This window comes from Asaccharospora irregularis DSM 2635, from assembly GCF_900129815.1.
GTDB classification, from domain to species: Bacteria; Bacillota; Clostridia; order Peptostreptococcales; family Peptostreptococcaceae; genus Asaccharospora; species Asaccharospora irregularis.
In genome coordinates this window covers 1-26740 of sequence record NZ_FQWX01000030.1, presented here as the reverse complement: position 1 = coordinate 26740, position 26740 = coordinate 1, and the positions used below count along the sequence as shown (strand labels likewise).

Annotated in this window: 21 protein-coding genes; all 21 read left to right on the top strand. The window is 25.2% G+C overall.

Annotated features, from left to right (window positions below; translation table 11 throughout):
* A partial coding sequence (locus BUB34_RS10165; protein WP_200787916.1) for a restriction endonuclease subunit S occupies positions 1-616 on the top strand: 616 nt, incomplete at its 5' end.
* A 25-nt stretch (positions 617-641) separates the two neighbouring features.
* Entirely contained in the window at positions 642-2165 is a 1524-nt protein-coding gene (locus tag BUB34_RS10160) for a hypothetical protein (RefSeq protein WP_073126994.1), read from the top strand.
* Between the two features lie 40 nt (positions 2166-2205).
* A complete protein-coding gene (locus BUB34_RS10155; RefSeq protein ID WP_073126993.1) occupies positions 2206-5550 on the top strand; it encodes a DEAD/DEAH box helicase family protein in 3345 nt (1114 codons plus the stop codon).
* Between the two features lie 147 nt (positions 5551-5697).
* Positions 5698-6171: a hypothetical protein gene (locus BUB34_RS10150; protein WP_073126991.1), complete on the top strand. Its 474-nt coding sequence runs from the start codon at positions 5698-5700 to the stop codon at positions 6169-6171.
* A gap of 668 nt (positions 6172-6839) precedes the next feature.
* The gene (locus tag BUB34_RS13115; RefSeq protein WP_143153371.1) at positions 6840-7031 is read left to right on the top strand and encodes a hypothetical protein; all 192 of its coding nucleotides are present in this window, start codon (positions 6840-6842) and stop codon (positions 7029-7031) included.
* A 93-nt stretch (positions 7032-7124) separates the two neighbouring features.
* The gene (locus BUB34_RS10145; RefSeq protein ID WP_073126989.1) at positions 7125-7448 is read left to right on the top strand and encodes a hypothetical protein; all 324 of its coding nucleotides are present in this window, start codon (positions 7125-7127) and stop codon (positions 7446-7448) included.
* Positions 7449-8252: 804 nt separating this feature from the next.
* Positions 8253-8996, top strand: coding sequence for a four helix bundle protein (locus BUB34_RS10140; RefSeq protein ID WP_073126987.1), 744 nt, complete (start codon positions 8253-8255; stop codon positions 8994-8996).
* Between the two features lie 53 nt (positions 8997-9049).
* Complete coding sequence (locus BUB34_RS10135) at positions 9050-10225, top strand: hypothetical protein (RefSeq protein ID WP_073126985.1); 1176 nt, start codon at positions 9050-9052, stop codon at positions 10223-10225.
* A 14-nt stretch (positions 10226-10239) separates the two neighbouring features.
* On the top strand, positions 10240-12309 hold the full coding sequence (locus tag BUB34_RS10130) for an ATP-dependent DNA helicase (protein WP_073126983.1): 2070 nt from the start codon (positions 10240-10242) through the stop codon (positions 12307-12309).
* A 191-nt stretch (positions 12310-12500) separates the two neighbouring features.
* Complete coding sequence (locus BUB34_RS10125) at positions 12501-13088, top strand: recombinase family protein (RefSeq protein WP_073126980.1); 588 nt, start codon at positions 12501-12503, stop codon at positions 13086-13088.
* A gap of 87 nt (positions 13089-13175) precedes the next feature.
* On the top strand, positions 13176-13913 hold the full coding sequence (locus tag BUB34_RS10120; protein WP_073126978.1) for a heteromeric transposase endonuclease subunit TnsA: 738 nt from the start codon (positions 13176-13178) through the stop codon (positions 13911-13913).
* Positions 13910-15934, top strand: coding sequence for a Mu transposase C-terminal domain-containing protein (locus tag BUB34_RS10115; RefSeq protein ID WP_073126976.1), 2025 nt, complete (start codon positions 13910-13912; stop codon positions 15932-15934). The genes BUB34_RS10120 and BUB34_RS10115 overlap by 4 nt, the downstream gene beginning before the upstream one ends.
* Entirely contained in the window at positions 15927-17378 is a 1452-nt protein-coding gene (locus BUB34_RS10110; protein ID WP_073126974.1) for an ATP-binding protein, read from the top strand. The genes BUB34_RS10115 and BUB34_RS10110 overlap by 8 nt, the downstream gene beginning before the upstream one ends.
* Positions 17372-18526 (top strand): TnsD family Tn7-like transposition protein, encoded by a 1155-nt coding sequence (locus tag BUB34_RS10105; protein WP_073126972.1) that lies wholly within the window; start codon positions 17372-17374, stop codon positions 18524-18526. Before BUB34_RS10110 ends, BUB34_RS10105 begins: the two co-directional genes overlap by 7 nt.
* 197 nt (positions 18527-18723) lie before the next feature.
* Positions 18724-21012 carry an nSTAND3 domain-containing NTPase gene (locus BUB34_RS10100; RefSeq protein WP_073126971.1) on the top strand — a complete coding sequence of 763 codons (2289 nt, stop codon included), beginning with the start codon at positions 18724-18726 and terminating at the stop codon, positions 21010-21012.
* Between the two features lie 90 nt (positions 21013-21102).
* Positions 21103-22821 carry an ATP-dependent nuclease gene (locus BUB34_RS10095; RefSeq protein WP_073126969.1) on the top strand — a complete coding sequence of 573 codons (1719 nt, stop codon included), beginning with the start codon at positions 21103-21105 and terminating at the stop codon, positions 22819-22821.
* A gap of 55 nt (positions 22822-22876) precedes the next feature.
* Complete coding sequence (locus tag BUB34_RS10090) at positions 22877-23413, top strand: uracil-DNA glycosylase family protein (protein ID WP_073126967.1); 537 nt, start codon at positions 22877-22879, stop codon at positions 23411-23413.
* A gap of 556 nt (positions 23414-23969) precedes the next feature.
* Positions 23970-24443, top strand: coding sequence for a GNAT family N-acetyltransferase (locus tag BUB34_RS10085; RefSeq protein ID WP_073126966.1), 474 nt, complete (start codon positions 23970-23972; stop codon positions 24441-24443).
* Between the two features lie 699 nt (positions 24444-25142).
* Complete coding sequence (locus tag BUB34_RS10080; RefSeq protein ID WP_019189673.1) at positions 25143-25358, top strand: helix-turn-helix domain-containing protein; 216 nt, start codon at positions 25143-25145, stop codon at positions 25356-25358.
* On the top strand, positions 25358-26359 hold the full coding sequence (locus tag BUB34_RS10075) for a DNA cytosine methyltransferase (RefSeq protein WP_022059271.1): 1002 nt from the start codon (positions 25358-25360) through the stop codon (positions 26357-26359). The genes BUB34_RS10080 and BUB34_RS10075 overlap by 1 nt, the downstream gene beginning before the upstream one ends.
* A 115-nt stretch (positions 26360-26474) precedes the next feature.
* On the top strand, positions 26475-26740 hold a 266-nt coding region (tnpA, locus tag BUB34_RS10070; RefSeq protein ID WP_073126964.1), incomplete at its 3' end, for an IS66 family insertion sequence element accessory protein TnpA.

Sequence of the window (26740 nt, the reverse complement as noted above, 5' to 3'; positions counted from 1 at the left end):
TAAATCAAGATTTATCGAGATGTTTGGTGACCCAATTAGAAACGTTAAAGGCTGGAAAACAGGAAAGATGAATGATGTAGCACCTGTAGTTAACTATAAAGGTGATTTTAACAAATGCAAAGTGTGGTTACTAAATTTAGATATGGTTGAATCAAATACAGGAAATATTATTGGATATAACTATGTAACAACAGATGAAATAGGAAATTCAACTTGTACATTTGATACGACAAATATTTTATACTCAAAGCTAAGACCATACTTGAATAAAGTAGTTATACCAAATGAAATTGGATATGCTACATCTGAAATGGTTCCATTACAACCTGTAAGAGGAGTATTAAATAGATATTATTTAGCACATATGTTAAGAAATAAATCATTTGTAGATTATATAAGTGAAAAAGTTTCAGGTGCAAAAATGCCGAGAGTAACTATGAATGAATTTAGAAGTTTTGAAGTTCCAATACCACCAATAGAACTTCAAAATCAATTTGAAGACTTCGTCAAACAAGTCGAAAAATTGAAATTTGAAATGAAAAAGAGTTTAAGAGAATTAGAGGACAATTTTAATTCACTTATGCAAAAAGCATTTAAAGGGGAATTATTTAATTAATTTTTTATAAAAGGGGGAAATTCAAATGAAGAAAATATCGTTATTTTTTGGTGCAGGAGCAGAGTGTTCTTACGGACTACCTTCAGGTGGGAAATTTGCATTAGATATATTTAAGATGGATACAGTAAAAGACAAAAAAGAATTAAAAGAACAAATTCAAAATGTAGATACACAATCTATATATTCAAAGTGGCTTCCTGATGATTTTAAAAATAGAAAATTATCAGCATTTACAAAAGGCCAGTATGATACTTTAGTTAAAGGAAGTTTAGAGAATAAAAGACACGCACTATTAGACTATTTAAAGAATTTTGATAAAAATGTAAGTTATATCGTAAAAAATATAAAAAATAAAGGTATAGATATTGATGATGTTTTTGAACAGATTTTAGGAAGGTCCATAGGTTCATTCACTTATGGACAAGATATAAAGTTAAATAATTTATTAGATAAAGAATATAATGGGCTGTTTGAATCAGAGTATTTTTCAGCATTTTTAAAAGCTATTGAATTAGAAAATGTTGAACCAGAATTAAAAAAGGGAATTAGGAATATAACACGCTCTATATTAGAGCTACTAATTGGTTCATTAGGAGAAGAATTAACACATAAACTAAATGATGGTATATTTGAAAAGAGTCCTGATAGTATGGACTTATTTGATGATTTAGGAGCTATATTCACATTAGATTATAACAATACAGGTATGAAAGGTCTTGAGATATTATTAGAGTCGGATATTATATCTATAGAAGAAACTCATTGTAATGAGGATAAGATAGTTAATTTTGGTATGTTAATATTGGAGGATATTTATTCGAGAGCATTAGATTACCAGTCACTTATAGACAGTAACTGGAGGTATATATACAGTCCCAAAACTGATTGGGGAAAATTTAGCAAAATAAATATTTTTCTACATACAGTTAGAAGATATATAAGCAATATAGCTCTTGAAAATAAAGATAATATAGATAAAGGAAATGGATATTATCATGATATAAAAAAATTACAAGAAAGTCACGAAGTATATTGTATTGGAACTACAAATTATAATACATTTATAGAAGATATAATTGGAAAAGAAGTATTCTTCTTAAATGGTTCGGTCAATGACTATTATGACCCTTATTTAAATAAAATTGTGAAAGAAGAGGATAATGAGAATAGAAAACATATTATAGTTCCATTTTTATTTACTCAGAGTGGTATAAAACCATTAACATCAGTTAAAATGTCATCAAGATATGTTGAATTATATAATAAATTTAATGAATCAGATATTATTTGTATTTGTGGATTTGGGTTTAATTCAGATGATGGTCATATAAATGGAATGTTTAGAGAGTTAATAGAAGATGAAGATAAGAAGTTAGTAATATTACATTTACATGAAAGTAATAGCTATGATGAAAAAGGTATTAAAAATCAATATAAAAATAAATTAAGGTTAGATAGCATAAAAAATCTAAATATTATACCAGTAAATAGAGAGAGAATAGACTTAAATACAAATAAAATATGGTATGAGACATTAAGCAACTTATAATAAATACTATTAGTTTACTTAGGAGGAGGGGGAGGATGCATTGAGTAATTTTGAATTCTTAAAAAACAATGAAAACTTTAAAAGTTTTAGTAATGCTTGTATAGAAGCAGAAAAAAGTATATTAGTAAGTCCTGCAACTACGGCAATATTATCAAGAAGAGCATTGGAACTTGCAGTAAAGTGGGTATATACATTTGATTCTGATTTAACATTACCATATCAAGATAATATAAGTTCATTAATTCATGACAATAGCTTCATAGAATTAATAAACTATGAAATGCTACAGCTATTAAAGTATGTAATAAAACTTGGTAATGTAGCAGTTCATACTAATGCAAATATCAAAAGAGAAGAAGCTATATTATCACTACATAATTTACATCAATTTATAAGTTGGATTAACTATTGTTATGGTGATGATTATGAAGAAATAGCGTTTGATGAAAGTGTATTGCTTGACGGTGAAGAAAAAAGAACAAGACCAGAAGAGCTAAATGACTTATATGATAAATTAAGCTCAAAAGATAAGACAATAGAAGAAATAAGAAAACAGAATGAAGAGCTGATAAAACAGTTAACTCAAAAGAGAAAAACTAATACTGAAAACTATGATTTTAAAATAGATGAAATAAGTGAGTTTGAAACAAGAAAAAGATACATAGATGTAGAACTAAAACTTGCAGGATGGGATTTTAACAAAGATATTGGAGAAGAAATTGAAGTTAATGGTATGCCTAATGATACAGGTTTAGGATATGTTGATTATGTTCTTTATGGCGATAATGGTAAACCAATAGCAGTTGTAGAGGCTAAAAGAACTTCTAAAGACCCTAAAGTTGGTCAACAACAAGCTAAATTGTATGCTGATTGCTTAGAGAAACAATATAATCAAAGACCAGTAATATTCTTTACTAATGGATTTGAAACTTATATATGGGATGATTATAATGGATATTCAGAAAGAAGAGTATATGGTTTCTATAAAAAACCAGAATTACAACTACAGATAGATAGAAGAAGTAGCAAATTGTCTTTAGATAGAATTGAAATAAAAGATGAAATATCTAATAGATACTATCAAAAAGAAGCTATAAAAAATGTCTGTGAGGCTTTAGAGAGAAGGCAAAGAAAGATGTTACTGGTATGTGCTACAGGTACAGGTAAAACAAGAACAGCAATATCTTTGGTAGATGTACTATCAAGACATAATTGGACTAAAAATGTACTATTTTTAGCAGATAGAAAAGCATTAGTAAGACAAGCTAAAAATAACTTTTCTAAGCTATTACCTAACTTAGCGTTATGTAACTTATTAGATAATAAAGATAATCCAGAGGAATCACGAATGGTATTCTCAACTTACCCTACAATGATGAATGCAATTGATGATACTAAGTCTAAAGATGGCAAGAGATTATTTACTCCGGGACATTTCGATTTGATAATAATTGATGAAAGTCATAGGTCTATATATAAGAAGTTTAAAGCTATTTTTGAATACTTTGACGCTTGTTTAATCGGCTTAACAGCCACTCCAAAGGACGAAATAGATAAAAATACTTATACTGTATTTGACCTTGAAAATGGTGTTCCTACATATGCTTATGAGTATGAAAAAGCTGTTGAGGATGGGTATTTGGTTGATTATACAACAGTAGAAGTAAAATCAAAAATAATGGAAGAAGGAATAAAGTATGATGAGCTTTCTGAAGAAGAAAAAGAAGCCTTTGAAGATACTTTTGATGATGACGAAAATATAGATAAAGAGATAGATAACAATGCAGTTAACGAGTGGCTTTTTAATGCTAATACAATAGATTTAGTATTAAATAAACTAATAAATGATGGTTTAAGAGTAGAAGGTGGAGAGAAGCTTGGAAAAACTATTATATTTGCTAAGAATAGTAAACATGCTAAGGCAATAGTAGATAGATTTAATACTATTTATTCAGAGTATGGAGGAAACTTTGCAAAAGTAATAGATTATAGTACAAATTATGTAGATACATTAATAGATGATTTTTCAGAGAAAGATAAACTTCCTCAAATAGCTGTATCTGTTGATATGTTAGATACAGGTATAGATATACCAGAAATATTAAATCTTGTATTTTTTAAGAAGGTAAGAAGTAAAACCAAGTTTTGGCAGATGATTGGTAGAGGTACAAGACTTTGTGAAAACTTATTAGGCTTAGGATATGATAAAGAAAAGTTTTTAATATTTGATTTCTGTAATAACTTTGAATTCTTTAGAGTTAATCCAAAAGGGTTCGAAGGAGGAAAGATTGAAACTTTAACAGAAAAACTATTCAATGTTAAAGCTAATATTATAAAAGAGCTTCAAGACTTAAAATACTCAGAAGAAGAGTATATTAATTTAAGGAAATCATTAGTAGAAGAATTATTAAATAACGTAAAATCTTTAAATGAAGATAATTTTATGGTAAGAATGAATTTAAGTTATGTTCATAAATATAAGAATGAAGATGAATGGAGTGTATTGGGTTCATTATCAGTTAATGAAATTAAAGAGTATATATCTCCTCTAATAGTTCCTTTGAAAGATGATGAATTAGCTAAAAGATTTGACTTAGTTATGTTTAATATACAACTTGCATACTTACAAGGAACAAATGCTACAAGAGGTATTAAATCTGTAATAGATACAGCAGAACAACTTTCTAAATTAGGTACTATACCACAAGTTCAAGAACAAAAATATATTATAGAAAAAGTAATGACAGAAGAGTTCTGGGAAAGTGCAGATATATTTGAATTGGAAGTAGTTAGAGAGGCTTTAAGAGAGCTTGTAAAGTATTTAGAAAAGCAAAGTCAGAGAATATACTATACTCATTTTGAAGATTTAATTGTAGCAGAAGAAATGAATGATTCTATATATAATGTAAATGATTTAAAAAATTATAGAAAAAAAGTAGAGCATTATTTAAATGAACATAAAGATGAGTTATCTATATATAAGTTAAGAAATAATAAAAAATTAACTAAACAAGATATAGAGAATTTAGAAGATATATTATTTAGTAAGCTTGGTTCTCCATCTGATTATGAAAAAGAGTTTGGGGATACACCAGTTACAAAATTGGTTAGAAAGATTGTTGGATTAGATAGATTAGCGGCCAATGAAGCTTTTTCAGAGATATTAAATAATGAAAACTTAAATACACATCAAATACATTTTATTAAGCTAATAGTTGACTATATAGTTAAAAATGGAATGATTGATGATAATAGAGTTTTAACTGAAGACCCATTTAGAAGTGTTGGGAATATAGTTGAGCTCTTTGGAGATAATATAGATGTAAGAACTAAGTTGTTAAATACGATAAAAGAAATTAAGGAAAATGCTATAGAGATAAGTTAAAGTAAAAAAGCTGATATAATCAGCTTTTTTTATATTTATTTTTAAAATAACTGTTAATTAACAGTAGAAATACAAATATAAGTTATAAAAATACACTATCTCAGTATAATAGATTAACATTAAAATAATAAAGGAGATTAGTGAATAATGTCAAAAAAGATTAACAAAAATGCACAAGAAGAATTTTTAGCATTAGAATTAAAAGAACAGATAAAAAAATTAAATGATGTATTGAAAGTTAGTGGTACTAAAGGAATAACTGACGAATTTGATTTTTCATATACATGGGTACAAAAAGTTATGGAAGAACAGGGCGTTTATTATGTTCAATCATTAAAGAAATTTATTAAAGCAGAAAAAGAAAATTATTTAACGGATATAGAAATATCACAAATGAAAGAACTGTTGAAAGATTATGAAGGCTTCAAAAAAAGTATTAATAAAGAAGTTAATTTACAAGATTGTATTGGAGCATGTTCTACTGAAGTTATAACAAGAAGTGTAGTTGTTGATAAGCAGGTTTCAGAGGAGTTAAAAGCATTTGCAAAGAAAAATTACTTTATAACTATGAAAGATATTTATACGTCTGCCCTAAAACAGTTCATTGACAGATATAGTTAAAAATAATAACCATGAGATTCCAAAAGTACATTTAAATTTTCTGCAAATAATACTAACAAATAGAAATTAGTAAGTAAGACTATATATGACTTTTGGAGTTGCATTTGGTATGGGAATATTATTTATGGATATGCTTATAACTATGTTTTCTAAATAGCTCAATTAGGAAGAGTATCTTTTACGATACTCTTTTATATTTATAGAATTATATAAAAACTCATTTCATTATATAAAAAAATATGAATATATATTTTATAAATATAAAATAAAATAAAAAGTAAAAAAATAAAATGAAAACAAATTTTTTATTGCAAAATAAAATAAAAAGTATTACTATTTATCTTAATAAAAGTTTTTTTAATATTTTATTATTTTTTATTTTTTGATTTAAAATTTTATTTTGGGATATTTAATTTTTGTTTTTTATTAATAAGTCTAATATAAGGCTTTGTATTTTACCCAGTTAGATAGAATAAAATATTTTTATATTTATGTATATTTATGTACATAAATATATCTATTTATCTTGTTCTATGTGACTGTTTAATATGCAAAGTCTTTTTTGTTGCAAAAATTAAGGGGAATGATAAATATGAGTGATAAAGAACTATTAGAATTAATAAAAAAATGATTACTATAGGATTAGTCCTAAAGGTTGTATAGACTATATGAAAAATAGGGATAAGAGGATACATTGTTTAACTACTCTAAAGAAACGTTTTAAAAATAATACGTTTAATGAGATACTAATTATGGCAGGTGTAGATGATGATTTAAATTTTGTTACGATTTTAAGGTGTTTTAAGATAACAAAAATAACAGATGTAATATATACTGTAGAAGAAATAATACTTAAGTGATATTAAATAATTATTAAGTATTATAGTGAATAAAATTAGTTATATATTTATTTTAATTCAGGTATCATTATAAAAAAATTAGGAGGAATAAAAATGATAAAAGTATACAGTAGTAGAGAAAAAGAAGAAATAATAGGAGTAGTCAATTATAATACAAACTTAGATTATTATGATGGAAGAAATTTGTGTAATGGAGGAGTAGGTTGTCATAAAGGTATAACTAAATTGAAGAAAGGGGAATATGTATTAGTCTTAACTTATGATTGGGAAAATAAGGATGACTATGCATATGTTGTAAGCGATGAAGAAGCATTGATGGAAATAATATCAAGTAATAATTATGAATTATTAGAACAAGGAAGATTTAAAAGATTAAAAGAGCTTTATGAAAGTAAATTGTTAATAGAAGAAGAATAAGTAAGAATTACAGATAGAGATACTAAGATTAATTTTATTATCTCTATCAATGATAATAATTAAGTAGGTTGATTAGAAAAATCAATCTTAAAATTATAATAGTTGGCTTAACAATAAGTGTATTATAGTTTTTAATAAATTCGACCGAACGTTATACTATTAAACTAAAAAGTTTTTATATTATAAGATTAATAAAAGTAGGTCTTTATTAATTCAACTTATTGCATCAATTGCATATATATAAGGCTTTATAAATAATATGTATATCAATACTTAGATTTGTCTTTCAGATAAAAAATTGTGCCGTTAATAAAATATTAATAAAAAGACTAAATATTTATATTTTATTAACGGAAATTGAAATGTTAAAAAATATAAATTGGACTTACTACATAAGAGGCGTAGCCTCAAAATATATATAAGAAGAATAATACAAATAAGTATAATATAAGTAATATTAAGCATTAAGGAATAAGTAAAATCTTATTATAAGTACATAAAATAAAAAAGTGTTAAATTTAAAGTAAACATCAATATCATAGTGCATAAAATCTATTTACGAATGGAAAGTATTTTTTATATAATAAAAGCGAGAAGTTAAATTTTTATAAATTATTTTTTTAGATTAGAATATTTTGATTTTAGAGTTTATATAGAAGTGATTATTATTAATAGAATTCGTTGTACCTAAACAATAGTTGTAAGTTATATAACTATTTATTTAGGTGTGAATATTTATTTTTAATGAACTTTTATATAAACTCTATTTTTTTGAAAAATAAATATAACTAACATGGGGGAATTATGTATTACATAAAAAATATGAAGGATTTAAAAGCATATAAAATAAGTTTAGAACTATATCAAATTATAGTAAGTGAAATAAAAATATACGATACAAATTTTTATAAGGTAAAGAATGAAGTAATAAATATTATAAATAATATAGCTTTAGCAAATGGAAAAGAGTTTTATTTAAAAGAAACTATAAAACATTATAAATTTGCTATTTATAAATCTTATACATTAGAAACATTACTGCAAAACTATGAAAATAAGAAAAAATACATATCTAAACTAATAGAAATTAGGAATATTTTATTTACATTAATAAAAAGAGAGGAAAAAACAATGAGTAGTAAATCAAATAAATATAAAACAGAAGAAGTAGATTATACAAACTATACATCAAAAAACTTGAAATCTCTTAAAGCATATCAACTTGGAGTTGAATATGTACAAGCATGTATAAAAATAATTGATTCTCTACCTAATTATGAAAAATATATTATGAAAGACCAGTTGAGAAGAAGTAGTCAATCTGTTTTAAGTAATATTAGTGAAGCTCATGGTTATGGAGATATATATTATAAAAAAGCAATAAGCTCATATAACATAGCTTTAGGGAGCTTAAAAGAATCTATAGCTCAAATTGATATTTGTTATATATCTAATTACATATCCAAAGATGTATATGACCATGTAAATAATTTAGCAAGTCAAATAATAGCTTTAGTTGTAACTTACATTAGGAATATGTGTAAATAAAAAATAGGAGTTAGTCTATGAGCTAACTTCTAATATAAAATTTGGGGGGGAATATGAACTATAGTCAAAGTACATTCAATGATAGGGATAAAGCAATACTGTCAGGTGATGAATATTTAAAAAAACAAATAGATAAAGATTATTCAAATAAAAACAAATTTATGATTGAACAACTTAAGCAAAATAAAGAACTACTAAAAAAATATAAAATAAGATTTGAAAATAATGAAAAATTATTCTTAGAACAATATAGAAAAGATATAGGAACAATAGTAAAAAGTAAAAATGAATTTATAAACACAATAAATAAAAAAAATATATTTAATCTTTTTGGAATAGAATCAGGGGGAGTCTATAAATCAAATATAATAGATATTAATATTTATAAAGAAATTAATCATCCAGAAAAAGATATAAGAGATAAATTAATGAAGAATTTTTTTTATAAATATAATGTAAATGTGGGACAAACTGACTTACTTTATATTGAAGAAAATGGAACAATGATTAATATGATACTGAAAAAAGAATCATATCATTATATAGATTTCGATAATAGTCAACAAGCGTATTTATATATAGCAGATAGTAGTGATAGTACAAAATATATGTGGAAATATTCTGTGTTTGATATATATTGTTCAATATATAATTACACGGTTGGAGAAGCTATCGAAATACTATCAAAAAAATTAGATATTCAAATTTCAAATATTAATAGAGAGATAAAAAAATATTATGAAAATATTAGTTGGATAGAAACTCAATTTAGTAAGTATCCAAATCTTTTTAAACTAATTAAAGATTCCAAAAAGGTTTTAAAAGCAATAAATAAACTATCAATAGAAAGAGTATATCAAGCTAAATATGAAGATAAAGTATATATAGTGGTAGATTATTTAACTATTGCACAAGAAGTAGGATTAAAAAAATCAACAGTTACACCTTATATAAATTTATTTTGTGCATTAGGCTTATTAGAGAAAAAGTTGGCAAGTAATAAAAATAAAAAACGAAATGATATAACATCGTTTTATGTACCTAAATATGATAATGAACTATTTAATTATGCAGATTATAAATCAAAAAGTTTATTAGATATGAATATTTCGAAGTCTAAATTTGATGTTAATTCATGTGAGAAAGCATTTGGATTAGAAGTAGCTAAAAATATATTTCAGGATAATAATACAAGTAAAAAATTACATGAGGATAAAGAGAAGAATTAGGGGGAATAACAAGTATGGAATTTAAGGTATTAGAAGTGATTTACCAACATAAAAAAACAACAAAAGTAAAGATTAAAAAGGAAATATATAATGGAACTGCTATTGAATATCTTCATTATAAAGGAAATTATACATTTAAAAGGCATGAAGTTTATATTGCTGAAGTTATAGATAATGAATTAAATGGAAATGAAATAGGTATAAAGAATATAAGAAAAATTGGATATAACAAACTAATTAAGAGATTAAATAAGAAATTTAAACTAAATATAGATAGTGGATATATGTATTTTATAAGGGGCGAAGTTAGCAAACTAAATATAGATGAACATAAAAAAAGTGAAATTCTTAAAGAAGCTGAGTACATGATTGAAGAAGATATAACAGAGTCACTACTTAATAGCTACGGAATGACACAAAAAGAAAGTAGCAATATTAGTTCAAGGATAGTTGAGAAATATGGATTAAATACTTATAATACTATTTTAGAAAAGCCATATGTTTTATTTGAATATACAGATAAGTTTGAAGTAATAGAGGAGTTGAGTAAAAAAGAAGAAGAGCTAAAATGTATATTTATAGTATTAAAATATATGTATAAAAATGGACATACATTTGCTACAAAACATGACTTAAAAGAATTGAAATATGGAACAAAAGAACTAAATTATAGTATAAGTAAAAATATAGATACATATTTGGAAAACCTGCATAATAGTGGAGTAGCACTTATTAAAAATGATAGAATTTATATAAAGAGATATTACGATATTGAAGATGAACTTGAAGATATGATAAGAGCAAGAGTAGGCATAAAAGATAAAAAAATAATATCTAAAATAGATGAATTCTTAAAATTAGATAACTCTGAAATAAAATCATTTAATGAAGAACAGCTAATAGCAATAAAACAATCTGCTATAAATTATATATCGGTAATAACAGGTGGTGCAGGTGTGGGAAAGACAACAACTATATACTATGGAATAATAAAGTTATTTAAATATTTGAATCCAAATGCAAAAATTCAAATAGTAGGATTTACAGGTAAATCGGTAAGTAAAATTAAAAATGAATCAATACCATCAGAAACGATTCATAGATTTTTGAATTTATCTGCTGATTATAAATATATAAATGATAATAGAGAAGAAGATATTAATCTGGATTTATTGATAATAGAAGAAGGTGGTATGGTGGATATGGATTTATACTACCAATTATTTAAAAGAGTATCACAAGACACAAAGATAGTAATCATTGGTGATTATAATCAAAATGAAAGCATTGGATTCGGACAAGTGTTTAAGGCTTTAGTTGATAGTAATTTAATTCATAAAACAGAATTATTTAAGGTGTATAGGCAAAAAAATAAAAGTAACATAATACTTAATTCCAATAAAATTATCCAAGGAAAAACAACTGATGATAAAGTAGACCCATTAATAATTAATAATACGGATTTTGTAATGAAAAATTGTAAGAGTGATAAAATTCTTGACAAAGTAAAGAAAGAAGTTAGACAATTATTGAATAAAGGACATAGTATCGATGATATTGTGATATTATCGCCATATAAAAAGATAATGAATGGTTCGTATGAATTAAATTATGAAATTTCAAAAGTTATAAAAGAAGATAGAAAATATAAATTTGAATGTATGGATAAAGTGATTCAAAATACTAATAATTACCATAAAGGTATATATAATGGACAGCAAGGTGTAGTAGGTAGTATAGAAATAGAATTAGAAAATTTAATCAAAGTAGATGTCATATATAATGGTGAGATAGTTGAATATGAAGGAGATGAAATTAAAGAGATTGAATTGTCGTATAGTCTTACTGTACATAAAATGCAGGGAGATGAATGTAAAATAGTTATATTTGTGGTTGATGAAAAACATAAAGAACACTTAAATAGAAATTTAATTTATACTGCAGTAACAAGGGCAAAGGAGCAAGTGATTATTATAGGTAATGAAGAAATTTTTAATGAATGTATTAAAAAGTTACCACCTAAAAAGAATACGACATTATTAGATAGATTATGTAGATTAGAGGAAATAGAACTTATCAGTTGATAGGTTCTATTTTTATTTAATACCCAATAATATCCATTAGATAAAATAGTTCACATAGGGTATGCTATAGATGAAGTTCATTTTTAAATTAAATTAGTTTGTTTAATTGAAAGATTATTAATTATGAACAATTGTATATTAAGTTCTTGAGTTTAAACGAACAAATAGTAAAATTAGTAGGAGGCATAATGATGAAAGTAGGATATGTAAGAGTCAGTGACCCCATTTCACAGAACCCTCAAAGACAGATTGAAATGATGGAAGAAAGAGGAGTAGAAAAAATATTTTTGGATAGATGTAGTGGCAAAGATATAGAAAGACCAGAACTTAAAAATATGCTCAGTTTTATTCGAGAGAACGATGAAATTATAGTGGAGAGTTTCTCAAGACTCGCACGTTCGGTTAAAAATCTCTTAGAGCTTGTTGAGTTTATTACAGAAAAGAAAAAAGCAAGTTTAATTTCTATTAAGGAAAGTATAGATACTAATACACCTGCTGGTAAAATGATGTTAACTATAATTGGTTCTATAAGTCAATTTGAGAGAGAGGTATTATTAGAGCGTCAAAGAGAAGGGATAGCTATAGCTCGAAAAAACAATAAGTATAAAGGAAGAAAAAAGATAGATTATCCTAATAACTGGGATGAAGTTTATAATAAATACAAAACAAGAGAAATAACAGGAAATACAGCAATGGAATTACTTAATTTAAAGAGAACAACATTTTATAAGTTAAAAAAAGAATATGAATCTAAAGGTGATTCAAATGGAGAGCATTGATTTTTTCAATCATTAAAAAAAAATAATAATGATTGACTATAATCAATGCTTTTTATTTTGTGTTTTATAGTCAAAAGTGAGGAAAAAATGACACCATTAAAAATAAGCACATTTAGTTCATTAGGAAGATGTTCAAGGATATATAGTTATAAAACAAAAGAAATACATTACTTATTGAGTGATAATCAACTAAGAGTTTTTCTACTTTTAGAGTGGTGCGATAAAATTATGGACATAAAATCAAATCAATATATGGAAAACTTAGAAGAATATTTAAGTGAAAGAATAGAAAATTTGAGATTAGATAAATTTAAGAGCAAAGAAAGCGAGAAAATATATGATTTATACACAAGTTTTTTAATTACTGTGGATAAAAATACACATAAAGAAAATATAGCAATATCTGTTAAAAATTCATCTAATTTAAATATAAAAACTACAATAGAAAAATTAGAGATAGAAAGAAGATATTGGGGTGCAAGAGGTATTAAATTTTATATCATAACAGAGAAAGAGATAAATAAAGTTAAAGTTAATAATATTAGTTGGTGCAGAGAAGCTCTAATAGAGAAATCAATTAAAAATAAGAATACTTTAGCGTTAGAATTATATGAATTTATAATAAAAAATAAAGATAAGGTATTAGATGAAGTATTAGTATTATTTGATGATATAAAGAATATAGAAGATGGAACATCATTATTTCTATTCAGATATTTAATAGCCATTAAAAAAATTGAAATAAATATGAAAGAAAAAATAATTTTAGATAGACCAATATCAGATATTATTATATCTTTTAGAGGAGATGTATATATCGAATGATTATAAAAGAAAACTTAATTTTTAAGATGGATAGTATTAGATATAGAATAGTAGGCTTTGATAATATAAAAAATAATATATTTTATATAAATTTAGATAACAAAATTAAATGGGCAGAAGTAGTAAATATATATACATTAGAAAAGTATATTAATGAAAATATAGATGAAGTAGAAGAGGATGAATTTATGTACATAAATTCATCTGAATATAAGGCAAGAGATATTGAAAAACGTAATTTAAATTATGAAATAGTGAGTTTCTTGCTAAAAGATAATGATATTTTTTATAAAGACACAAGAGACAAAGTAATAGAAAAATCGATGAAAATATATAAAGTAAGTTATAGTACAGTTAAAAGGTTACTATGTAATTATTTGAAATCTGGTAAAAATTTAAATTCACTAATTCCTAAATATAACAATTGTGGTGCTAAAGGAAAAGAAAGAAATATAAAAAATCAAAAAAATGCAGTAGTAATAGATTATGAAATGAAAGAAGTAATTAGAAAAGGTATTAATAAGTATTATAATACTCCAAAAAAAAATACTATTAAGATTTGTTATGAACTAACAATGAGAGATTATTTAAAGATAAATGAAAATGCTAAAATTCCTACATTAAATCAGTATTACTATTGGTTTAATAAAATTATCAAAAATGATAATAAAAACAAATTATCAAGAAGATATGGAGAACGTATATATGAACAAAAAACAAGAGCACTATTAAGTAGTTCATTAGAAGATGGAGCTTCTCCCGGAGAAGTATATCAACTTGATTCAACAATAATGGATGTATATATAGTTTCACAAATAAATAGAAACTTAATAGTAGGTAGACCTGTACTCTACATTGTAGTAGATGTATATAGCAGAATGATTGTAGGGATAAATGTGACCATAGAACCATTTAATTCATATACAGGAGCTATGGTAGCTCTAATTAATGCCTTTTCTGATAAGGTAGAATACTGTAAAAAATTTGGAATTGATATAAAAAAAGAGGATTGGAATATAGATTGTATACCACAACGAATTTTATCAGATAGAGGAGAATTGATAAGTAGTAATGTTGAAAATGCAATAGCAAACTTAGGAATAAATATCCAAAATACTGCAAGTTATCGTGGTGATTTAAAAGGTATTGTAGAGCAGTTATTTAATCGTGTTAATGATTTTATCAAACCCTTCTGTGAAGGTGTTGTGCAAAATGGAATAAATAAAATACAAAGAGGAGCTGAGGATTATAGACTAAAAGCAAATCTTACATTAACTGAGATTACAGCAATAGTAATAAAGTGGGTATTATTTCACAATAACAATTATATAATGAAAGGCTATGAGTGTGATGGTATAACTATTAAAAATGATATACCTAAAATTCCAAATCTTATATGGAACTATGGAGTTAAAGAAAAGAAAGGATTGATGAGGAAACTAAATAAAGAAATTGTGAGGATGAATTTATTACCTAATAAAGAGGCTGTTGTAACAGAAAAAGGAATTAGATTAAATAAATTGTACTATGTTTCATCAGAGACAATTAAAAATGGATGGTTTCAAAAGGCGAGAGTAGAAGGTAATTATAAGGCTAAAGTATCTTATAATCCTAATGATTTATCCGAGATATATTATATAAAACCAAGTGGATTGGAGTATGATACTCTTAGTTTAATTTCATATCAAGAGCAGTATAAGGAGATAGGAGAGGAAGAACTAAATATAATTTTTAAGCAACAGAAGAATATATATGAAAAATATCAAGAAGAAGAATTAAAAGCAAAAATGGAGTTATATGATGAAATTGAAGAGATAACTTTGAATGCTAAACAATGTCAAGAGCAGATGAAAGATAGAAGTATTTCTAAGTCACAAAGGTTAAAAGGAATAAATGATAATTTAGATAAAGAGAGAGCATATCATAGAAATTTAGATGATAAAAATGATGTTGAAGATATCGAAGAGTTAGATATATTTGAATCTATACTAAATGATGAATGGAGTGATGACTATGAATAGGGATATTATATTACCAAATGGAACTGTTGGAATAGAAGCACAATATAAAAAACAGTTAATAGAAGAATTTGAAGGTAATCCATTTATAGAATCATTGCCAGATATAAAATCAAAAGAAGAAATTATAAAGAAGATACAATTTAAGCCAACAATAAAAAAACAAGAAATAGAATTAGATAAAGAATTAAAGATGAATATTTTACCAAGATTATACAAGGTTTTTCAACCATTACCTATACATGTAGATATTTGGAATATGATAAATAGATTAATTAGGCAAGGTTATATTTCCAGAAATCCATTTAACCCAACATATAAAAAATATATTAACTCATTGGGAGATAGTATTATTAATAATAAATTTAATTTAGATTCAGATGAAAATTTTAGAAATACAGCTCAATGTGGTCTTTTGATAGGAATGTCAGGAATGGGTAAAACTACAACTACTCAAAGAGTATTAAGCAATATACCACAAGTCATAGTCCACCAACAGTATAATAATGTTAACTTTAATCAGATGCAAGTTACATGGTTAAAATTAGAAGCACCCCATAATGGTAGTATTAAAGCACTAACATTACAGTTTTTTTCTAAATTAGATGACTTACTTGGTACTAATAATATGAAAAGATATGTATCAAGTAAGTATTCAACCGATATATTACTTCCTTTAATGGGTCAATGTGCTAATAGCGTAGGATTAGGTTTATTAGTTATAGATGAGCTACAGCATCTTAATAAAAATTCAAAACAAGTAATGAACTATTTAGTAGCTCTAATGAATTCATTTGGAGTACCAATACTATTGATTGGAACACCTGCATGTTACTCTATATTACAGAATGAAATGAGAATTGCGAGAAGAGTTACAGGAGCAGGAACAATAACCTTTAATAATATGGATAATGATAAAGAATTTGAAATATTTATAAGAGGAATATGGAAATACCAATGGACTAATGAAAATACAAAACTTAGTAGAGAATTAGTTAATAAATTTTATGAGAAAACTCAAGGGCTAAGTGACTTGGTAGTTAAATTATTTTTCTATACTCAGATTAAATTAATTGAAAAAGGTCATGGACAAATAACAGAAGAACTTATTGATAAAGTCTGGGATAAAGAATTTAAACTAATAAATCCTATGATTAATGCAATTAAAGATGATAATTTGGTTAATAAATTCAAATATGAAGATATTCAAAAATTGAATATAGAAAGTACAATAGGTACTGATTATAAATCAAATTTAAGAGGGTTAGATAATAAGAAATATTTAAAAGCTGAAGAAGCAAAAAAACATAATAGCAAAAAAATTAAAATAGACGATTTAGAAGAGGATGATATAAGAAAGATAGTGCTAAAAAATAATGAAAAATCAGTACATGAACTACTTAAAGAGCAGAACTTGATAAAAAGTTTAGAGGAAATACTATGTTAAATCTATTTCCAAGAATATATGAAGGAGAATTACTATATAGCATAATTAGTAGATATAAAAGAGTTGCAGGAATTGTAAGTAAGAAAGCATTAATAAAAGATTTATATAATCAGTTAGTATCATTAAATAATTTACATTTTCCTGTACACATAGATGATTTAGTTAATAACATACCTCCTAATAATAATATAAATTCAGAGGATATAATAAAAAATAATACACTATATAGACCATTTACTTCATTTTTAAGTGAAGATAAAGCACAGATGATTATGAATAATATGATGAAAGGTAAGTCATGTAATCCATATGCACAAATTGGTCTAATAGGAAGTAAGGTAAAAATGAATGATACATTATTATATTGTAGCTCCTGTATAGAAGAAGATATTAAAGAATATGGAGAATCTTACTGGAGGGTTTTGCATCAAGTTCCGGGAGTTTTATATTGTAAAAAACACAATAAATGTTTATCAAAATCAAAAGTATATCCAAACAGAAGTAGGGTTGATTATATTTGTGCAGATAGTGTAGACCTAAGTGTAGATAATACAATAATATATGATGATATTATGGACATAAATTTAAAGTATATTGAAAATGTAGAATACTTACTTAGAAATGATATTAATAGAAAAGATGCTAAGTTTATATTAGAAATATATATAGATAAGCTAAGGAATAAAGGATTAACATCTAAAAATGGAAGTATTAATATAAGATTATTTGAAATAGAATTTAAGAGTTTTTATGGGGAAAAATACCTAAATCAAATGCAAAGTAATTTTAATATTGGAAGTGAAACTAATTGGTTAAGGTTATTTATTAGAAATAGTAATAAAGAAAAACATATGCTTAGGCATTTATTAATTATTCAGTTTTTAGGTATAAGGATAAAGGATTTTTTTGAAATAGATAAAGCAATTGGGAAGAAAGAATATATATATATTCCTAACCCAAGGTTAGATAGAGATGAACAAAGAGAGAAATGGATTAAGTTAATAAATGATAATCCGGGGTTAAGTAGAAGTGAATATAAGAATATTGGGAGGGGATTGTATACTTGGATGTATAGGAATGATAATGAGTTTTTCAATAGTATAACACCTAAAAAATCTAATAAAAATAAACTATATATAAAAGAATAGCAAATTCAAAAATAAACTAAGGATTATTTACTTAGTTTATTTTTGAATTCTAATTCTAATTAATATAAGTAAGTTTATAGACATATTTTAAAATTTTATATTAATATATAATTCCAATTAATACTATTAAATATGATAAAATAAGTCATATATGTTATTAATGAAATAGTATTATATTTAAAAGAATGAGGTATAAAATGGTGAATTATGATTTTAAAAACTTATCAAGTTATGATTTTGAGTTATTAACAAGAGATGTTTTGCAAAAAAAACTGGGTGTGTTTATAGAGAGCTTTAAAACTGGTAAGGATGATGGGATAGATTTAAGATTTACTAAGACAAAAGGAAGTAAAACAATCATACAATGTAAGCATTATGCAAATTCTGGGTATAGTAGTTTAAAGCGCAGTTTAATAGAGGAAGTAAAAAAATTATCTAAAATTAAATGTGATGAATATATAGTAGTAACATCTATGGGATTAACGCCAAACAATAAAAAGGAACTATTTGAGATATTATATCCTTACTGTAAAACGGAAGAATACATTATAGGAAGAGAAGATTTGAATAATTTATTAAATCTTTATCCAGAAGTTGAAAAAAATAATTATAAATTATGGTTAACAAGTACAAACTTAATGGAGAATATAATTCACAGTGAAATATATAATCAGTCTAAAGTTGAAATTGATTTTATAATGCAAAAAAGTAAATATTATGTACAAAATAAAAGCTTTTTTGTAGCATTAAATATGCTAAAAACTTTAAATTATTGTATTATTACGGGTATACCGGGTATAGGAAAAACGACATTAGCAGAAATAATAATTTTACATTACATAGATAAAGAATATGAGGTATATAAAATAAATTCTGATATAGGGGAAGCATATCGTGTTTATAATCCAAATAAAAAACAATTATTTTATTATGATGATTTTTTAGGACAGACTTCACTGGAATCAAAGTTAAATAAAAATGAAGATGATAAGATAATAAAGTTTATATCTATAATAAGTAAGAATAAGAATGTAAAGTTTATATTAACAACCAGAGAGTATATATTGAATAGTGCTAAAATTTATTATGAAAAATTCAATAATTTTAATTTTGATGTGAATCAATGTTGTATTAAATTAGATGATTACACTAAGTTCGATAAAGCCAAAATATTATTCAATCATCTTTACTTTTCAAATATACCCCAAAAAGCAATTGATAATCTACTGATTGGGAAAAAGTATATGAATATCATAAATCATATTAATTATAATCCTCGTATTATAGAGTGGATGACAGAACAATATATAAACAAGGAAGAAGAACATTTTTATACTGATTTTATAAATATGTTGAACAATCCTAATAAAATATGGGGACATATATTCGATAATCAATTAATAAATCCGTCTAAAAATTTGTTAGTTGTACTTTCTACAATGCCGGATTTAACAGCTATAGATAATTTAGAATTAAGTTTTAATAAATATAATTCTTACATATGTGATAAGTATGGAATTGATAGAAATAGAGATGATTTTAATAAGGCATTAAAACAATTAGATGGAAATTTTATTAAAATAACGCAAAAAGGCAATGGCATAGTTATTAGTTTTTCTAATCCATCAATAAAAGATTTTATTGAATTAAAGGTTTATCAAAATAAAAATGAGTATTTAGAATGTATAAAATCAGTAGTATACTTTAGGCAAATAAGAATTCTATTGGATAGAGATATTAATTTTATAAATGAAAAAATTAAGAGAAATATATTAGAATCTTTTAAATTAGTATATAAATCAGATAGAACTTTTTGTTGTGATTATAAAAACATAATAGGTAAAGAAATAGATACTCTTTCTAATAGACTAATATATATTATAGAAAAAATGAACAAATTTAATATTAAGGATGATAAATTTATATTAGAGTTATTATCACAGATTATTGATAACTTTGATTTTTATGAAATGGAAGATTTTTTGAGATTATTAAATATATTAAGTAAAAATGATATTGAAATATCTAATTTTAAAGAAATAGTAGACTTAATAATTAATGTAATAGTAGATTTTTTATATGAAATTGAATATATAGAAGAATTTAACATTATAGTAAAATACTTAGAAAAAATAAGTAATGAGGGTTACTATATAGAAAAAAATGTACTTGAAAGTATTGAACAATGTTATTATGATAAAAAAACATCTATAATCGAAAATGAAATATCTAATATAGATGTTGCTGATGAACTATCTGAGTATATAGAACTATGTAACTATATTAATGATTATTTTGGAATTATATATGATGAATCACAGAGTGAAGCATATAAACTTAAATTAGACGAGCTAATAGAGCATGAGCAAGAGATTAGTGGATACGAAGATTATTTATATGATGAATATAGAGATTCAAGAATAGATGAAATCAGTAATTATGATACAGAAATAGAGAATATGTTTGATTCTTTAAATGGAAGTTGATTTAAGTTAAACTAAATTAATATTAGTAATATAAAATTTATTATAAAGTGGGATTAATTAAAAAGGTAGCAATAGTATATGGAGGAGATTATGAAAATAAAAAATATAAGAATTCATAACTTTAGGTCGATTAAAGACTGTTTATTTGATATGTATGATTATTCTCTTTTAATAGGTGAAAATAACTCTGGAAAAACAAATATAATGACAGCACTTAGAATTTTCTATGAGGATAATATAAAGTTTAATATGGAAAAAGACTTCCCTAAATTCAGTACAGACGATAAAGAAAGCTGGATAGAGATAGAATATAAGCTTGAAGAACATGAATATGAAAATCTAAAAATTGAATATAGGGGAAATGACAATACTTTAAAAGTAAGAAAGTATCTTTATTCGGAAAAGTTTGATGTTAAATCTAATCAAAGTAATATATATGCATATGAAAATGGTATTCTATCTGAAAACTTATTTTATGGAGCTAAAAACATTTCTCAATCTAAATTAGGAGAGTTGATATATATACCAGATATTAGTAAAAGTTCAGATATGCTAAAGTTAACTGGACCATCACCATTTAGAGATTTACTCAATTATGTAATGAAAAAAATTATGAAGAGTAGCTCAGCATATAAAGAACTGGCATATAGTTTCGATGCATTTAATAGTAATTTTAAAAAAGAGACAACAAGTGAAGGGATATCTTTAGATACATTAGTTCAAGACATCAATAGTAATATAAATACTTGGGGGATAAACTTTGGTATAAATATAAATGCAATAAAAGAAGAAGAAATTATTAAAAGTTTAATTAACCATTATGTAGAGGATATTAATCTTAACAATACAATAGATGTAGATAATTGTGGTCAGGGTGTACAGAGACATTTAATATATACTCTAATACTATTATCGGCAAAATATAAAGAATCTAATATTAGAAAATTAGACTTTAATCCTGAGTTAACATTAATATTATTTGAAGAGCCAGAAGCTTTCCTACATCCATCACAACAAGAAAAATTGAATATAAGTTTACAAGAACTTTCAAATGAGGATAATCACCAAATATTAATAACAACTCATTCTAATATATTTGTATCTCAAAATACAGAAGATTTAAAAAATCTTTGCAAAATAAAAAAGGTAAGTGGTATCAGTGAAATATATCAAATGAATGAAAAAGATTTGCAAGAGCTCTATGATGACAATATAAGTATATTTAAATATTTTAAATATATATTGGATACATCTAAAAATACTAAATTACAAGGAGATATAAGGAAAAGAGGTTTAGCTAATGAAAATATTAATATTGACGATGTATTAGATAAAGAATCAATGAAATATTTTCTATGGCTAAATTCAGAAAGAACATCTATGTTTTTTGTAAATCATGTAATTTTATGCGAAGGACCAAGTGAAAAAATATTTTTTGAGTATTTGATAAATACAAGATGGAAGTATTTAAAAGAGATGAACATATACATATTAGATTGTATGGGTAAATTTAATATTAATAGATATATGAATTTATTTTCTAAATTAGCAATTTCACATTCTGTGTTAATTGATAGTGATGCTAACAAAGGAATTCAAGGTATATTTAATGACTTTATTAAAAGTAGTATGAATAAATTTACAAAAAAAATACATCTGTTTGAAACAGATATAGAAGGTTTTTTACAAATAGATACTCCAAAACGGAAAGATTTAAAACCATTAAATATTATGTATAGATATAAGAATAATCAAATAGAAGAAAGTAAGATAGATGAAATTAGGGAACTATTAGAGCAGTTAATATAGTTAGAGCCTAATATTTTAATGCATATATAAAACATATCTAAAGGAGTAATTTATTATGTGTCATTACAAAAAAGGAAATCAAGATGATATTATATTTGTTTTTTCTTGTCCCGGTAAATATGAAGAAAAATCTAAAGAACCTGCGTCTGGTCAGACAGGTAAAAACTTAAATATGTTACTTGAGATTTTAGATAAAGAGTTAATAGGAGTAGCGTCTTTTAAAAGAAATGACATTAATATAACAAATTCTACTACAAATGTAGAGTTTAAAGCAAGAACAAATAGAACAGAGGCTACAATTAATGAGGTATTAGAAGAAAAAAATTTGAATCGCTTATATAATGAGATTAAAAACATTAAAAAATTGATTATATGTGCAGGTAAAAATGCGAATTTAGCTGTAGATAAAATATTAGAAAAGAAATCAGATATCATTGCAGACAAGGTATGCATAGAACATATAGGAATGCAATCAATAAATTCTAAGATAAAAAAAGATATAAAAGGTACGGAAATAAGACGAGGAGAGATAGGAAATACAAAAAAGAGATTAGAAGTTATAGCTTTAGATATTAAAAAACAGATAGTATAAACATCAATTACTGAATACATAGGATATACTATGTATTCAGTTTTTAGAGTATTATATAAATTAATTAAAATAGAGCCTATGATTAATTATTAAGATTAGATAGGGGTAAGGTTTATGAATAATCAAAATGGATACAATGTAGTAAATGAGTTTGAAAAAGCAATATTCAGCAAACTAAATATATATAGTGAGTTTAACTTTATGGTGAATGAAAACACCTAAATAGACTTGAGATAATAGGGGCTAACACAAATAGTAAAACTGTATTTAGAATAATTTTAAATATAGATAATATAGAACCGAAAGAAATTCAAATACCTACAATAATTTTATTAGATAAATTAAGATATAATGGGATTGGTAAACAAATAATTTATTCAATATATAATATATGTAAAGAATATGGGTATAGGCTGTTTATAGTTGATTTAGTACCAAGTTTTTATGAAAGTTTAGTAAATAGAGGGGCAAAAATTATAGAACTATATGATACTGTTGAAATAATAGATAGTACAAACTTAGTTTAAAAAAGTGATATACTTAAGGAGGAGTAAAAGTGAATATTGTTGAAAATAAAAATCCATTATGGACAAATGAACATATACAACATTTAAGAAAATATAAAGAAAATTATGGTCTGTATATAACTGAGCAAGAGTTTTCAGAGGAATTATCTAATATAGAACAAGGAAAACCATCTAAAAGGTGTGTAGATGCACAAAGATGTTTTGAAATATATAAAGATGAAGAATATATAGGAGATATAACTATAACTAAAATAGAGGATAAACATAATGAGTTAGACATAGTTATATTTGATAAATGTGCAAATAAAGGATATGCAAAAGAAGCAATTAATAAATTTGAAAAAATTTATTTTGATGAAATAGGTACAGTTTTAGATGTAATTATAAGAGAAGATAACCCTAATAAAGATAAAGTTAAATCTATATTAGAAGCTAATGATTTTAAACTTGTAGGATACAATGATTATGAAGATTTAATTTTTTCTAAGTCAAAGGAGAAGTAATAAGTAGCATATGGAGATACTTATACCTTATCTCTTAATAATGCTGTGCATTATTACTATGTAGCCAGTAAATAAAGTTTAAAAAATTAGAACAAAGAATGATTAATTTGATAAAGCTTGATTAAAGGCAGGAAAAAGACAAGAAGAAAAAAGAAGATAAAGAAAATTAAATAAGACTAAAAACAAGAAAAATACAGGGATTAAGCAGGATATTGTTTAGTCCCTTTTTTATATTTAAATCAAACTTTAATCTAATTTTGGTTATAGTTTGATTTTTTTAGAATTAATAATTTTATAGATTTCTTTAATCAAATTTTAGTCTATTTTTTCATCAATCCTCTATTTTACTTACTTCTACTTCTCTTTTTTAATCAAACTTTAGTCTTAGGGGACAAGTACAGAAGTAAAAGTGTGAAAATGCTTGAAATATAAGGCTTTTCCGAGGATTTGGAAGTAAATCCAGGTCCTCGGATTTTTTGCGTTTTAAGGGCTGAAAAGCTATTGATTTTTATAGGTGGATAGATAGAAGTGTTGATTTAAGGTTGGGCAGACAAAAATATTGATTTTAGCTGTCCGTATTTTGGCACACGTCTTATGGTATTTATTTAATTGGTGGTGCGGAATTTGCACTCAAATCAATTTACTTTTTGCGTTAAATATGCTATAATAACGCTATATAAATGGATGAGGAGGTCACTCATGAGTATAAGCAGTGAGATTAAAGATATTAGAAGAAAATGTCTGTTGAATCAAACGGAGTTCGCTGATGCGATTGGTGTCTCTTTTTCAACAGTAAATCGTTGGGAAAACGAAAAGGCAATTCCGAATTATCAGGCATTAAAGAAAATCAAAGATTTTTGTGAAAAGAACGATATTTCCTTTGAAGTAGATTCAAAGGTATGGGAGGAAAAATAATGAATGTAATTAGTTTGTTTAGCGGTTGCGGTGGTCTTGATCTTGGCTTTGAAAGAGCGGGATTTAATATTCCAGTTGCTAACGAATTTGATAAAACAATATGGGCTACTTTTAAGGCGAATCATCCTAAGACAAAATTGATTGAGGGCGATGTAAGAAAAGTGACCAAGGAAGATATCGCACAGTATATTGATGGAGAAGTAGACGGAATAATCGGAGGACCGCCTTGCCAGTCTTGGTCGGAAGCAGGTGCTCTTAGAGGTATCGAAGATGAGCGTGGACAATTATTCTTTGATTACATCAGAATCTTAAAGGAGTTTAAGCCTAAGTTCTTTTTAGCAGAAAATGTAAGTGGGATGTTAGCAAATAGACATTCAGACGCTGTGCAAAATATATTGAGACTTTTTGATGAGACTGGCTATGATGTATCGCTTACACTTGTAAATGCAAAAGATTATGGCGTTGCACAGGATAGAAAAAGAGTATTCTATATTGGATTCAGAAAAGATTTAAAAATCAAGTTTGAATTCCCAAAAGGTTCTACAGAGGATGATGATAAAAAAATTACTCTGAGAGACATAATTTGGGATTTACAGGATACCGCAGTTCCGGCAGCAGAAAAAAACAAGCATAATCCAAATGCAATTAATAACAATGAATATTTTACTGGCGCATTCTCAACCATTTTCATGAGTAGAAATAGAGTGAGAGACTGGGATGAACAAGGATTTACTGTGCAGGCATCAGGAAGACAGTGCCAGCTTCATCCACAAGCACCTAAAATGGTTAAATTCGGGAAAAATGATTGTAGATTCGTAGAAGGTAAAGAACATCTTTATAGACGAATGACTATTAGAGAGGTTGCAAGAGTTCAAGGATTCCCAGACGATTTCAAATACATCTATGAGAATACTGATGTTGCTTATAAAATGATTGGTAATGCCGTTCCTGTAAATCTTGCATACGAAGTGGCCTTAGGAATCAAGGCTGCATTAGAGTAAAAATAATGGAGACTGTTTACGAATATGAGTGTAAACGTCAAAAAATCTCTGACTACAATATAAATTATAGGTTAGCTAAAATATTAATATAAAATTAAATATGGAGGCTAACCTTATGTATGTAAAAAACAGCATAGAACAATGGGATCAAATCATTGAAGAATTCAAATCTTATGATGCAACTGCAACAGAATTTTGTAAAGAGAAAAAAATATCTAAAAGTCAATTCTATTACCATAGAAAACGACTGGCTCATCAACAAATAGAACCAACCCTTTGTGAAGTAGAATTAGCAAAAGTATCTACTCCGATAAATCCTAAAAATGCAGAGCCTTCTTCTAAATACATAAAAATAGAAATAAATAACGCCATTATTCATAT